This window comes from Bacteroides sp. 51, assembly GCF_010500965.1.
Classification (GTDB): domain Bacteria; phylum Bacteroidota; class Bacteroidia; order Bacteroidales; family Bacteroidaceae; genus Bacteroides.
The window spans coordinates 237,962-251,836 of the sequence record NZ_QVMI01000003.1 but is presented as its reverse complement, the minus strand read 5'-3'; the positions used below and the strand labels follow the sequence as shown (position 1 = coordinate 251,836).

The 13,875-nt window shown below is 44.4% G+C and carries 9 protein-coding genes; 3 read left to right on the top strand and 6 right to left on the bottom strand.

Features of this window, described 5'->3' with window-relative positions:
* Positions 1-195: 195 nt before the first annotated feature.
* The 4 genes from D0T87_RS04470 to D0T87_RS04455 form a co-directional block, all read right to left on the bottom strand.
* A complete protein-coding gene (locus D0T87_RS04470) occupies positions 196-1,872 on the bottom strand; it encodes a glycoside hydrolase 43 family protein (RefSeq protein WP_163173185.1) in 1,677 nt (558 codons plus the stop codon).
* A gap of 103 nt (positions 1,873-1,975) precedes the next feature.
* Positions 1,976-3,202, bottom strand: a complete 1,227-nt coding sequence (locus D0T87_RS04465; RefSeq protein ID WP_163173183.1) for a DUF4861 domain-containing protein — start codon at positions 3,200-3,202, stop codon at positions 1,976-1,978.
* 92 nt (positions 3,203-3,294) lie between these two features.
* Positions 3,295-7,125 (bottom strand): family 78 glycoside hydrolase catalytic domain, encoded by a 3,831-nt coding sequence (locus tag D0T87_RS04460; protein WP_163173181.1) that lies wholly within the window; start codon positions 7,123-7,125, stop codon positions 3,295-3,297.
* A 12-nt stretch (positions 7,126-7,137) separates the two neighbouring features.
* Entirely contained in the window at positions 7,138-8,742 is a 1,605-nt protein-coding gene (locus D0T87_RS04455) for a glycoside hydrolase family 28 protein (RefSeq protein ID WP_163173179.1), read from the bottom strand.
* Between the two features lie 327 nt (positions 8,743-9,069).
* Between D0T87_RS04455 and D0T87_RS04450 the strand changes: the two genes are divergently transcribed.
* The 3 genes from D0T87_RS04450 to D0T87_RS04440 all read left to right on the top strand — a co-directional run bounded on the left by D0T87_RS04450 (position 9,070) and on the right by D0T87_RS04440 (position 11,802).
* On the top strand, positions 9,070-9,927 hold the full coding sequence (locus D0T87_RS04450; protein ID WP_163173177.1) for an enoyl-ACP reductase: 858 nt from the start codon (positions 9,070-9,072) through the stop codon (positions 9,925-9,927).
* A 111-nt stretch (positions 9,928-10,038) separates the two neighbouring features.
* Positions 10,039-11,076, top strand: a complete 1,038-nt coding sequence (locus D0T87_RS04445) for a gliding motility lipoprotein GldB (protein WP_163173175.1) — start codon at positions 10,039-10,041, stop codon at positions 11,074-11,076.
* Between the two features lie 21 nt (positions 11,077-11,097).
* Positions 11,098-11,802 carry an SAM-dependent methyltransferase gene (locus D0T87_RS04440; RefSeq protein WP_163173173.1) on the top strand — a complete coding sequence of 235 codons (705 nt, stop codon included), beginning with the start codon at positions 11,098-11,100 and terminating at the stop codon, positions 11,800-11,802.
* Here D0T87_RS04440 and D0T87_RS04435 read toward each other — a convergent pair.
* Positions 11,768-12,895 carry a hypothetical protein gene (locus D0T87_RS04435; protein WP_163173171.1) on the bottom strand — a complete coding sequence of 376 codons (1,128 nt, stop codon included), beginning with the start codon at positions 12,893-12,895 and terminating at the stop codon, positions 11,768-11,770. The two genes, D0T87_RS04440 and D0T87_RS04435, sit on opposite strands and share 35 nt — an antisense overlap.
* A 59-nt stretch (positions 12,896-12,954) precedes the next feature.
* Entirely contained in the window at positions 12,955-13,809 is an 855-nt protein-coding gene (gene lipA, locus D0T87_RS04430; protein WP_163173170.1) for a lipoyl synthase, read from the bottom strand.
* Positions 13,810-13,875: the final 66 nt, after the last annotated feature.

Below are 13,875 nucleotides of genomic sequence, written 5' to 3'. Positions count from 1 at the left end.
GAATAAATTCTTTACATGAAAGGGTAGGTCCAATGAACTTAAAAGTATTGATGCATCAAAAAAAAACTTTTGATTCGACGAAAATTATTTTTTGATGCATCAAAAATTTATTTTTGTTGCATCCTACCTCAGGAGTATCTAAAAAGGGCTTTCAACGATGAAAGCCCTTTGGTATAAAAAGAAGACAACTGTCTATTATTTCTTTGTCACTCTGAACCAATCTACCTCAGCCCATCCACCATCGTTTATGGTAATGGCAGGACGCGTGCAGAATGTTCCGATCTTTGTTCCGATCCATTTGCCTTCTTTCGCCTGGAAGGATTGACCGAACTTCTGGAATTTCTTTCCGTCGAGGCTATAGCTAAAGTCGCACATCACGATAAGGTCATGACCGCCTTCGCTTGCACCGATCTTTTTGCCATCGGCGCGGAATTGAACTTTCAGGTAGATTGTAGCGTCTTTTAGTTCGGTAGAAGCGTTGACTTGCTCGGTGCCGTCACGGTCTGCCTTCTTGCATTCCACTTGCGTGAGAACGAGGCCCTTGTCTGTATTCTCGAGGATCAATCCGGCATAATCCATACCCATTACTACAAGTCCGGTACGTTCGCCGGTATACTTCTTGGTTGGCTTGAATGTCAGTTTCATGGTGGCCACGAAATTGTCGGATGGGGTTTTCTGCAACATCAGGTTAGCTACATCCCACAGACTTTTATACTCCTTGACCACCGGATATGAGTACAGGCGTACATTCCCTTTGCCACCATCGAAGAAAGCCCATTTTTCGTTGATATTGGCATGCCATTGCCATTGCGGTGAAAGGGTGAATCCGTCGAATTCATCACTTTCCTGTGGCGTACAGATCGGATATGTTTTTCCTACATTGGGTTTTTTATATGTAAGTACCGGTTCTCCGCATCCGTCGCCATCTTTGTCTACACCGATCACTGGCCATCCGTCGATCCACTTCATCGGTTGAAGGTGCACAATGCGTCCGTAAGCACCTACATCCTGAAAGTGCAGGAACCAATCTTCTCCCGTAGTTGTATCTACCCATGCTCCCTGATGAGGACCATTGACTTTGGTCTTACCCTGGTGCAGCACATCTTTTGATTCATAAGGGCCATATACGTTTTTCGAACGCAATACCGTTTGCCAGCCCGTTGGCACTCCGCCGGCTGGTGCAAAGATGTAGTAATAACCGTCTTTCTTATAGAATTTAGGGCCTTCAATGGTTTCGTGGCTTTCGTGGCCATCAAAAATAATACGCGATTGGGTTACAGCTTTCGTTGCATCGGGCGTAAGTTCGCAAATGCCCAAAATACTTTTCAGTCCGGCACGGCTTCCGGCATATCCATGTACAAGGTATACCTTGCCATCATCATCCCAAAGGGGAGATGTGTCAATAACTCCTTTGCCGGGCTTAACCAATACAGGTTCCGTCCACGGACCTTTCGGGTCTTTGGCTTTCACCATAAAAGCACCCTGGTCGGGGTCGCCCCAGAAGATGTAGAACTCGCCGTTGTGATGGCGAATGCAAGGCGCCCATACACGGTTGCCATGCTCGGGGCGTTCCGGAGTTTCGATTGGTGGGAGCGCATAAGGTACGGCGGCACCGACGATGGTCCAGTTTACCAGATCTTTGGAGTGTAAAATCTGTAAACCGGGCAAACTGTTGAAGCTCGAAGAGGTCATATAGTAATCATCGCCTATCCGGCAGGCATCCGGATCGGAATAATCTGCATAAAGAATCGGGTTCTTGTATGTACCGTTTCCTTGGTCGGCTACCCATACTTCGGATACGTAGTTCTTCTGTGCTACCGCAGGAAGAGTCATTAATAAGCAGAGGCTTAAAGTCTGTGCCAGTCTTTTCATGATAAATAATATTGGTTTTATAAATGTTTCAATATTGCAAAAATAGAGAAAACTGAAGGCCTTAAGGGGCAAATTTGTACACGATAGGGGGAATAATTGGTCTTTACTTAAGAGTTACCGTCACCGGATTGTCCAATTCTTCCTTCCACTCACGTACATAAGCAAACCATGCCTCGGGAGTTTTATATCCAAAGGTTTCTTTCATGGATGTGAACATGATGTAGTAGCGGATATACTTCTCGCCCTTGGCTCCTATGGTATACAGATAGTTGTTATTGAGATACTTGGTATTGTCTCTGACCTCTTGTTTTACGTACTTTTGTGGAACATACGCCGCCATACCAATTGTTTCTTTGGCATATTTCACCGTATCATTTACCGGCCAGTCGGTGCCCCAGGAGGCAATTAAACCTTTATGATCCGAGAAAGCAACCGAACCTTTTATATCTTGTACCCCGGTACAGAAGGTTTCGTCTTTCAACGGCTCCTCGAAGAATGTTTCTACTATGGCATCGCGATGTCCGGCATACAGCGTATAGCGGTTGATCATATTCAGGCTTGCACCCTGATATTCCCACTCATTGGCTTCTATTTCTACCACAGTGCGCACCGGACCATACGCCAGAATGCGCTCAGTGCGGGTAAACACCGGTTCAATGTGCGTTGCTTTTGTTCCGTTCCAACCTTTCAGGGCGCCCACACCAGCGCTTCCGCCTACACGCAACACATCATCGCCAAAACCGCGCGCAAGTTGCTCATCCGTAGGATAAAACTGTGATTCTTCAATCTCAAGTCCTTTGTTGAACTTGCCGTAAGGGTCGACAGTCTGTTTCTGATCAAAGTATAAACGATAAGCCACCAACTCCGACTCAAAAGCCGGTCCGTGATGATGAAGCTGATTGTAAATGTTGCTTGTACCCGGAATGGTCAGCGAGCGGATAGGCACATGCTTTCCTTTCTTATCGCTCACAAGCATCTCTGCAAATACACGCGCTTTATACTGTTTTTCATTCTTTTCTGAAGATAATGTAACCTTAAGAGTTTTCTTGCCGTTGGCTGGAAGATCAATTACAAAAGCCAGTTCATCGGCTTTACGATCATTGTTCAGATCGTCCAACTGCGATGGGATTTCTTGCGAACCGTCCCATACCGTAGCCGATTTGGCCTGGAAATCCAGTCCGAGATCGTTCAGCTTGATGACCACCGGAGCATCGGCTTGCTCCTTCTTCCAGTTATTTTTTACTTCAATTGAAATTGTTTTTTCTGTAGCCTGTGCCCACATTGCGGTACAAACCAAAGCAAATAAGAGAGAAAAGAATATCTTTTTCATGGGTATATATATTTAATTCATGCAAAAGTAAAACATTAATGCTCTATTTTCACTATTCATTTTGATTGAAAGACTGTAGAATCGTACAATATTTAATAATCCTTCCATCCGGCTTCGACAAATGTTTTGCGTTCCATCTTCCTGGGGTCAAGTTTCACATACTTGATGCGTTGCCGTCTCCAGGTGTAAACAACATGTATCATGCCATCTTTGCTTTGAATCACCGAAGGGTAGGAGTATTGGTTAATGGGCGAATCTTCCAGTACAACGGAAGCATCCCAATGCACCCCATCATCGCTAAGCGCTATGTTGATCGGCGTGCGGTTCTTGTTCATCCCTCCGCCAGGCAAGTAGCGATAGTGGTTATAAACAAATACGAAACGTCCGTCTTTCAGGTTCACTGCATCCGTGCCCGAATTGTTATTGGGTAGTGTGGTGAGTTTCAAAGGCGTCCATGTTTCTCCTTTATCGCTGCTCCAGGTGGTTGCTACGGCACCGTTATTGCGGGTGCGGCAAAGCGCCTGAAGCCTTCCGTCTTTGTGCATCAGGATGGAGGGCTGAATGGCCTGTACGGTAGATATATCGCCACTACGCTTTACCTTATCCGTTTCTATAACCTCGGATGCTTCAATAGGTCCAACCATTCTCCATGTCTTTCCGTTATCATCGCTTACTTCAAAGTGCACGCGCCATCCAAGCTCGCCTTCCGTACTGCTGGGACAAATCATGCGGTTGTCTATATAAACCGGTTTGTTTTTAACCGGACCCAGGAAACCTTCCGGCAATGCCTCCGATCTGCTCCATGTTTTGCCATTGTCTTTAGAACGTACCAGATGTCCGCTCCAGCGAGGAACATCCAGCCCGACTTTGTAGAACAGGAGCAGTTCTCCGTTTGGAGCCACCGAAAGTACAGGATTCCAACAAGCGCGCTTCTCCTGATTACCAATGATGCCATCGGCCACCACGACAGGAACCGTCCATTTTCCTTTTACGTTCCGGCTTACCCAAATGCAACAATCCGGATTCTTTTCTTTTGTACCACCAAACCATGCGGCAACAAGCCCTTCGGGTGTTTCTGCAATAGTAGAAGCATGGCTTTCCGGGAATGGGGCTTCATCGAAAATGAATTCATCCACCAAAATTCCTTGCCTGTCTTTGCCGAAGGTGATGTCTTTGGGAATAAAGAAACTATAATTTCCCGAACCAATCTCACAGATAGAATATCCGTTTTCCGAGCGAAGTACACTTACCCCTTTTGCCTGGTTGAGCTTGCGTTTTCCTTCTGTAATATCATTTGCACTTTCATTGGGTAGCCAGATCGTTGCCGTTGTATTAGCCGGAATGGTTATATCCCATTGATAATCCACCGCAGTTTGCGTCCAATGGCTCATTACTTTTCCATACGGGGTGATATAAGAAGCCTGAATGTTCCTGATTTCCTCTACTTCAAAGGCCGGTTTCATCTCTAATTTGCTGAAACCGGGAGCAGCACTCTTTATACCCGCCAGATTCTCGTAACAGAACGGAAGCAAATCGCCCAGCAGCATGACATGGTTCCCACTGTTCATTTCAGGGTTTGCGGTATTTCCGTTCCATAACTCCCAGATGGTAGTTGCACCATTGGCTACCATATATCCCCATCCGGGATACCTGGTATGCGTGGCTAATACATAAGCTACATCAGACCGCCCCATCCGGGCAAGTTCGCGCATAATCCATTGAATGCCAATCACACCGGAGGAGACTTTTACCTCACTATAAAAGACCATGCCTTCAATGATATTCTTTTCTACCCGTGCTATATGTTCCTGTGGTACTATGTCGAAAGCCAATGGCAGGAGGTTGGCTGTTACGGTATTGTTATCATAACACTGCTTTTCTGCATTCCCGAAAGCCCGGTTAAAACCATCCTTTACTTTTATAGCCAGTTCATCGTATTCTTTTATATCATCACTTAATTGCAGAAGACCGGCAAATTTGCTCAGGTACTTCAGCATTTGATAGTAATAAGCTGTTGAGATCAGTTTGCCATCCGTAATACGTGCCGGATCTTTGGAATGAATAAGCTCGGGTGATTCGGGGGGTAAACACCAATCGCCGTACCTGTCGCGTGTCACTACATATTCCGGAGTCATAAATTCGTCCTTCATATGTTTCATCCAGAGCCGCATAGCTTGATAGTTCTTTTGAATAGGGCGGATGTTACCATATTGCTCGTATAGCATATCGCTGATCAGGACAAGGGCGGAAGGCCAGGTCATATTCTCACTATAATAGTTCCAGAAAGCCGGAGCGACATCGGGGATACATCCGTCTTCGCGTTGGGCCTCGCGGATGTCGTCCATCCATTTGGCATATAGCGGTCCGTTGGCCATAAGGAAGCTCTCGCCAAGCGCTCCCATAGCACGATCGCCCAACCAGGGTTGGCGCTCATTGCGTTGCGGACAATCCACGGGCATACCTTTGTAGTTTCCTCTGATACCCCAGAAGGCGTTTTGCAGAATCTGGTTCAATACCAGATTATCGCTTTTGAACTCTCCGGTAGTCTGCATATCGTCGTTAACAACCTCACCAATGAAATAATCTGGCGTTGGAGTGCCCGGATAACCCGTAACCTCAACATACCGGAAGCCGTGATAAACAAAACGAGGCGCCCACTCTTCCAAGTCTTTACCTTTCAGAATATAGGTATCTGTAACTAGAGCATCGCGTAGGTTGTCGACATAAAGTTCTCCGTTTTCCTGTAATATCTCAGCGAAGCGGAGTTTTACGCTATCACCTGTTTGTCCTTTCACTTTCATGCGAATCCATCCTACCATGTTCTGTCCCATGTCCAGGATGTATTTGTTGTTATTTAATTTATTGATTGTAACGGGTTTGATTGTTTCTACTACTCTCATTCCCGGCATCATTTGTGCACGTAGTGTTCCTTGCGGCAAAGCAGCACGGTCGGCGTTTTGCCATAAACTATCGTTATAGCCCACTTCAGACCATCCGGTTAATTCCTTCCGGGCATCATAATCTTCTCCGTCATATTCATTATTGCTGCGTATCGGTCCGTCGGCAGTGAGTTTCCAATCTGTATCGGAGACAATGGTTTCTTGCGTTCCATCGGTGTATTCAACAATCAGGTTCATCCGCAGCTTCGGGTAACCGTAATTGTTTATTTTATATTGTTTATAGTGTTGGCGCATGGTGTACATGCGTCCATTTCCCAATGTAACCCCAACTGCATTATCATTTTGCGAACGAAGCAGTGAAGTCACATCATAACTATTATAAAGTAATGTTTTCCGGTAATCTGTTGGTGCAGGAGCAAGAACCAAATCGCCCACACGTTGTCCGTTAATGAATAGCTCATATAATCCTAAACCGGAGATGTGTACGGTGGCCTGTTTTATTTCTTTGCCTAAGCTGAATTCTTTGCGCAAGTAACGTGCAGACAGGCGCGACCACTGCGACTCCGTATCCCACAGCGAAGCCTTCTCCAATCCTATCCACCGGCCTTTCCACCGGCTCTCTCCCAACAGGCCCATACCCCAAAGGGCGGTATCACTCCAGGGAGCTTCGCCTATATTCGTATTGACTTTTACTTTCCAGTAATAACGCTTGTTGGAAATGAACTTCGGACCTTGATAGTTAATCCACTGTGATGCGTTAGAGAATACTGTTCCCGAATCCCAGACGTCTGCCTCATTCTGTGCCAACTTTTCAGGGGAAGAGGCTACCAGAATCTGGTAACTGGTTTGAACGACTCCACGCTCATTGCTTACTATACGCCAACTCAGGCGTGGGGACATGGCATCAATTCCTAATGGATTGGTTAGCTGTTCCGTTTGCAGACCTTCTACAAAAACAGAACCGCTCTGAGCTGTCCCTACTAAGAGAAAGCTCAGAGCGATTAATGTGAGTAATCTTTTCACCTTATTTCCTATTTACTTAAAACTTAGCATTTCAAGTTTATTACCTACATTATATGTTTCTCCGTCGACCTTAATATCTTTTGAATTGCTGATACGAAGTGGTGAACCTTTCTTGGCATCTATCTTGATGTTGTCCATCGTTACGTTGGCTGCCTGGCTAATCACTACACCTTCTTTGGCATCGGTGATCATCACATCTTTTACTGTTACGTTTTCAATCGGCATTTCGGGAAGCCCGTTGAAGAACATAGCCCGGCCGGCACCTTTACAATATACGTTAGAGATGTGTATGTTGCGGAAAGCAGGAGTTTCTTCCGTAACCGGCAATAGCGTCATATCCTGTTGCTCTTCGTCTTCGGCAGTCACCTCATTAGGACCTTTTCCACCGTAGAATAAGTCGAATAACAGCGGTTCGTTCGGTATGTCGATCATATTAATATTATGTATGTAGATGCCTTCTACTACGCCACCACGTCCGCGTGTACTTTTAAATCTCAGACCAACATCTGTTCCGAGGAAGGTACAGTCGGCTACATAGATGTTTTTGACACCACCAGACATTTCGCTACCTACCACAAAACCACCATGGCCATGGAATACCGTATTATTCTTAACGATCACATTCTGGCAAGGCTCACCTCTTCTACGACCATCTTCGTTTTTACCCGATTTGATACAGATAGCGTCATCACCTGCGTCGAAGATACAATTAACGACCAATGCATTCTTACATGATTCCAAGTCGAGTGCATCACCGTTTTGTGAGTACCAGGGATTGAAAACCTTTACTCTATTCAGCGTAATAAACTCGCAGGAAAGCGGATGAATACACCAACTTGGAGAGTTTTTGAAGGTTACATCCTCAAGCAGTACTTTCTTACATTTAACAAAGTTAAGCAGTACCGGACGAAGCCACGGACGTATTTCATTCCAATCGGCTTCTGTTTCAATGCCTTCGGGGTTATTGAATTCTTTGGTAGCCATCGCACCTTTCAGTGCACCGGCTGTTGGATACCATATCTTACCATCCGCATCAACAACACCACCCGATTTAACCAGGTTGCTCCATTGTCTTTCGGTTAGTTTTTCCTTTTTAACCGGACGCCAGGCATCACCAGCACCATCAAACACTCCAAATCCGGTGATTGCGATATTTTCTGCATTGCGAGCAGAGATAGGTGATTGGCAACGGCGGGTATCTAATCCTTCGAATGAAGTTTCAATAACCGGATATGCATCAAAGTTGTCAGTGAAGAGCACCAACGCATTCTTTTCCGTATATAAGTTTACATTGCTCAGGATTTCGATAGGTCCGGTAAGCCACAACCCTTCAGGGATGATTACTTTTCCGCCGCCCTTGGCGTTGACGTCTTTGATAGCATTGTTAATTGCATCTGTATTCATGGCTACGCCACCACTTTTAGCACCAAAGTCGAGAATATTTGCTTCGTATGCAGGGAAAGAAGGTTGTTCTACTTTCGGCATATCGAAAGGAAGGTTCTCGTAGATGCTGTCATCAATAGCAACCGTTTTTTGCTGATTGCAGTCCGCGCAACTAGCAAAAAGCGTGGCACATACTACAGAAGGTATTAGAATCTTTTTTAATAGTGTCTTCATCCTTGAATGTGAATTCTATAGTTATTATTATATATGTATTTTTAGTTTGATCGTTAGTAGTTGGAATCATCTTCATAAACGACTCTCGCGAGCCGTTTAATGAAGTAATAATGATTCATGTTAACCTAATTCTAACCTTAAATAAATATTATGAAAAAACCTCTTATTTACAGTATGCAAATATATTATGGATATGCCTTGGAAATGTGTACTATTTGATAATATAGGTGTATTTTTTGTTGAATTGTGCTTTTCTTGGAGACATCAGGAGCGGAATAATAAGAAAGTTCTTATCTTTGCAACCAAATTTAACAAATTCAAATAGGTATGAGTTATAACTTACTGAAAGGTAAAAGAGGTATTATTTTTGGTGCTCTCAACGAGCAATCTATTGCTTGGAAAGTAGCTGAGAAAGCTGTAGAGCAAGGCGCGACTATTACATTATCAAATACACCGGTTGCCGTACGTATGGGCGAAGTTTCCGGATTGGCAGAAAAGCTGAATTGCGAGGTGATTCCGGCAGATGCTACCAGTGTGGAAGATCTGGAAGAAGTGTTCCGTCGTTCAATGGAAGTACTAGGCGGACCGGTTGATTTTGTTCTTCACTCTATCGGCATGTCGCCTAACGTTCGTAAAAAACGTACGTATGACGACCTGGATTACGATATGTTGGACAAGACGCTGGATATTTCAGCCGTATCTTTCCATAAGATGATCCAGACAGCCAAGAAATTGAATGCCATAGCCGAATACGGTTCTATTCTGGCATTAAGTTATGTAGCCGCACAGCGTACATTCTTCGGATATAACGATATGGCCGATGCGAAAGCATTGTTAGAGTCTATTGCCCGTAGCTTCGGATATATTTATGGCCGCGAAAAGAATGTTCGCGTAAATACCATATCGCAATCGCCAACACCGACCACTGCCGGTTCTGGTGTAAAAGGTATGGATAAACTGATGGACTTTGCAGACCGTATGTCTCCGCTGGGTAATGCGTCGGCAGATGAATGCGCAGATTATTGCATCATGATGTTCTCCGATCTTACCCGTAAAGTAACTATGCAGAACTTATATCACGATGGTGGTTTCTCCAGCGTAGGTATGAGTTTGCGTGCCATGGCTACTTACCAGAAAGGTCTGGAAGAGTACATGGATGAAGACGGAAACATTATTTACGGATAAAATGTTATATCAGTAGTCAGAAGTTAGTAGTTAGGTTATGTTTTTACCTGGCGGGATCGAATCATTGGCCTGGCTACTAACTTCTAGCTTCTGACTACTAAAAGATAAACTATGAAAGCGCGGAGATATTCTATTTTTTTATTAGCCATAGTACTGCTCGCTGCCTGTTGGGTAAGCGTAGGAGACTTGAATGACTATGCGGATAATGATGATATCTCCGTGGCTCGTTACGACCGCTTGCAGAATGAATACGCCCGCTTCAATAGTGTTTCCGCATTGCAGAAGATGAATACTACTTATGGCCGGCCTACTCAAATTCTTGTAGAAGAGATTCTTACCATTGGCAGTGTAAGCGATAGCGATATAAATGAAAAGATAAAAGCATTCTATTCCGATTCTACATTGCTGCAACTAGTGGATGATGTCGAAGCAAAGTTTGCCGACTTAGACGATGTAGAGAATGAACTGAACAAAGGCTTTAAACGCCTGCAAAAGGAACTGCCATCTTTGATTATTCCTACAGTATATGCACAGGTTTCCGCTTTGAACGAGTCAATAGTTGTTGCCGATTCATTGCTAGGTATCAGTCTGGATAAATACATGGGAGAGGATTATCCTTTATATAACCGTTATTATTACGATTATCAATGCCGCTCCATGCGCCCGGACAGGATTGTTCCCGACTGTTTTACTTTTTATCTGATTGGTGGATATCCACTGCCTCCTTTAACCGACTGGACTTTACTTGAACGGATGATTCGTCAGGGACAAATCTATTATGTCGTACAACAGGCGCTAGGGTATAAATCCATATCGGATGTCATTGGTTATTCTGCTGTTGAGGAGAAATGGTGGTTGGAAAATTGCTCCGAGGTGTGGGAGTATCTGGTACGTAACCGGATGTTAGCTTCTACAGACCCGATGGTGGTCAGACGATTAATGTATCCGGCACCTTCTACATCTTTCTTTGGCGAAAACAGCCCTGCATTTATTGGCGTTTGTATGGGAGCGGAGATTGTTTCTTCTTATATGAAAAAGAACAAGAAGGTTACCCTGGAAGAACTTCTTCATACAACTAACTATCAGGAAATCTTGATGGGGTCGGGGTATACGACAGAAACAGGCAGTGACTTCAACCGTAAACAGTAATCGTTTAATTGTAAATATCCAATGGATACCGCTCTATATCTTATTCCCGTGACTTTAGGCGATACGCCGATTGAGAAAGTATTGCCATCCTATAATAAGGAAGTAATCCTGAATATTAAGCATTTCATTGTAGAGGATGTTCGTTCGGCCCGGCGTTTTCTGAAAAAGGTAGAGCAAAGTATAGATATTGATACGCTAACTTTTTATCCTCTGAACAAACATACTTCTCCCGAAGACCTGTCCGGCTATCTGCAACCTTTGGCTGGAGGACAATCTATGGGTGTTATATCCGAGGCGGGTTGTCCGGCGATAGCCGATCCGGGTGCGGATGTAGTTGCCATTGCTCAGCGTAAGGGACTGAAAGTCGTGCCTTTGGTAGGGCCTTCTTCTATTCTGTTGGCTGTAATGGGGTCAGGGTTTAACGGCCAAAGCTTTGCATTCCATGGATATCTGCCCATTGAACCCGGAGAGCGTGCAAAGAAACTAAAGATGCTGGAACAGCGTGCTTATACAGAAAAACAAACGCAGTTATTTATAGAAACTCCTTACCGTAACCATAAAATGGTTGAAGATATTCTGCAAAACTGTCGTCCCCAAACCAAATTATGTATAGCTGCCAACCTCACTTGCGAGGGTGAATATATTAAAACCCGTACGGTGAAGGATTGGAAGAACCGTGTGCCCGATCTTTCTAAGATTCCCTGTATATTCCTCTTGTTTCAATGATTAGTTTAAGGTGATCGTATTCATTTTCGAACATCTCACTGAAATAATTCTGATCCAGATTAAACTCTATTTGCTGGAATGTCCATAGTTTTCCGCCATCGAACTTCGGATCGCACAGAATTTTATCTTCTGTACCTAAGTCCAGGATGAATAAATAGACAATGCGGTCTGTTTCTTCATTCTTGAACTTGTACTTAATACTGAATTCCGGTTTCAGACCCTCCCAGTCTTGTGGGAATACCTCTTTCAATAACCGTTCTACGCCGCTGTTTATATCTTCTTTGAAGAGCAGGTAAGTTTCCAACGGTGTGTCTGTTTTCCCTTTATCAATTACGCGTTGCATGGAGCGTTTAGCCAGAAACAGCATGTCATGGCTAACAACAGCAATACGTATAATCGGGTTCATGTGTTCGTTCTTATATTCTTCTGCCAGATTCTTATCCACCTTACCAATAACCTCTCCTTCCGGAGTTATTACCGGAACGAACTCGGGAGCTTTCACATCCCTTAGTATTCGTATCTCAATTTGCCCGATAATAATACTGAAAACGAAAACAAGAAGCGGGGCGATATGCAGCATAAACCACATATAGCTATTATCTAATGAACGGGTGAAGATCAGACCGATTGTGATAAAAGCAAAGTGTATCGTGATCAGTCCGAAGAATATACGGATACAGCTCAGGGTAAATGTAGTTACCCGGACTTGTTCCCGCAGTCCTTGTGCGTCTTTATTCTTATATGAGCGGGTGGAATATCTCTTTCTGTTCAGGAACAAAAGCAGTAGGGGGAGAATGATGGCCATTTCCAGTGTCAGGGGAAGCAGGTGTTGAGGCCATTCGTTTTGTGATCCCATAACAAATGCTATGATACTGAATGCTGTGAGTATGATTGTGCTTGATAGTGAGATAAAGTGTAGAGCCGGTGGTTTGTGCATGAAATAGTAAAGAAGAGTAAATGATACTCCTATAGCGGCTCCAATGTACACAGCCATATCGGCTGCAATGAATTCGCTTAGTAGCATCGCAATAATCACGGGAATAAATCCTAATGACATGTTAGACATAGCTGAAAGTCCACTCTCATTTTTCATCCTGGTAATTTTCTCCTTTCATATATAAAACAATAAGTATGGTGAATAAGTTCTTCGCACTATGCTTTCTTTATGTGTTTTTCGGCGTGGTAGGAGGAACGTACCAGTGGACCACTCTCAACTTGTTGAAATCCTTTGTTTAAGCCTGTTTCCTTATATTCTTCGAATTGTTGGGGCGTAACATACTCACGTACGGCATAATGTTTGTGCGATGGTTGCAGGTATTGTCCAATAGTAAGAATGTGGCAGCCTGCACGGATAAGATCGTCCATAAGTTCTTCCACTTCGTGTGTTGTTTCCGAAAGCCCTACCATAATACCCGATTTGGCGGTGGTGCCGCTGGCTGCAATCTGTTTGATTACGTTCAGGCTTGTATCATAACGGGCAGCGCTTCGTACCAGCGGACTGATCCGTTTCACCGTTTCCATATTATGGGAGATGATGTCGGGGCGGGCTTCGATAACCAGGTCAACCAATTCCGGTTTCCCCTGGAAGTCGGGGATAAGTACTTCGATGGTGGTTTCGGGGTTCAGTGATTTTATGGCACGAATAGTATTTGCCCAGTGCTGCGCTCCCAGATCGGGCAAGTCGTCACGGTCTACAGATGTGATTACGGCATGTGTCAGCTTCATGAGCCGTATGGACTCTGCTACTCGTTTGGGCTCTTCCGGCTCTAAGGGTAGAGGTTTGCCGGTTTGTGTATTACAGAATTTGCAGCTACGGGTACAGATGTTACCCCCAATCATAAATGTAGCTGTTCCCTTTCCCCAGCATTCTCCCATGTTCGGACATCGCCCGCTGTTGCATATCGTATGCAGGCAGTTTGACTCTACAATACGTTTGGTTTCTGTGTATCTCTCATTGGCTCCTATACTGATTTTGAGCCATTCGGGTTTGCGTATTCGTTCTTTCATTTGTTAGAAGCTGGTAGAGCGTGTGTTATAAGAATGTTTTAATTGTAGGGGTATACTTATAACACA

Bases quoted from the DNA above. Each gene is read 5' to 3' on its own strand.
- D0T87_RS04470 (WP_163173185.1), bottom strand. From the start codon at position 1,872: ATGAAAAGACTGGCACAGACTTTAAGCCTCTGCTTATTAATGACTCTT.
- D0T87_RS04465 (WP_163173183.1), bottom strand. From the start codon at position 3,202: ATGAAAAAGATATTCTTTTCTCTCTTATTTGCTTTGGTTTGTACCGCA.
- D0T87_RS04455 (WP_163173179.1), bottom strand. From the start codon at position 8,742: ATGAAGACACTATTAAAAAAGATTCTAATACCTTCTGTAGTATGTGCC.
- D0T87_RS04450 (WP_163173177.1), top strand. From the start codon at position 9,070: ATGAGTTATAACTTACTGAAAGGTAAAAGAGGTATTATTTTTGGTGCT.
- D0T87_RS04445 (WP_163173175.1), top strand. From the start codon at position 10,039: ATGAAAGCGCGGAGATATTCTATTTTTTTATTAGCCATAGTACTGCTC.
- D0T87_RS04440 (WP_163173173.1), top strand. From the start codon at position 11,098: ATGGATACCGCTCTATATCTTATTCCCGTGACTTTAGGCGATACGCCG.
- D0T87_RS04435 (WP_163173171.1), bottom strand. From the start codon at position 12,895: ATGAAAAATGAGAGTGGACTTTCAGCTATGTCTAACATGTCATTAGGA.
- lipA (WP_163173170.1), bottom strand. From the start codon at position 13,809: ATGAAAGAACGAATACGCAAACCCGAATGGCTCAAAATCAGTATAGGA.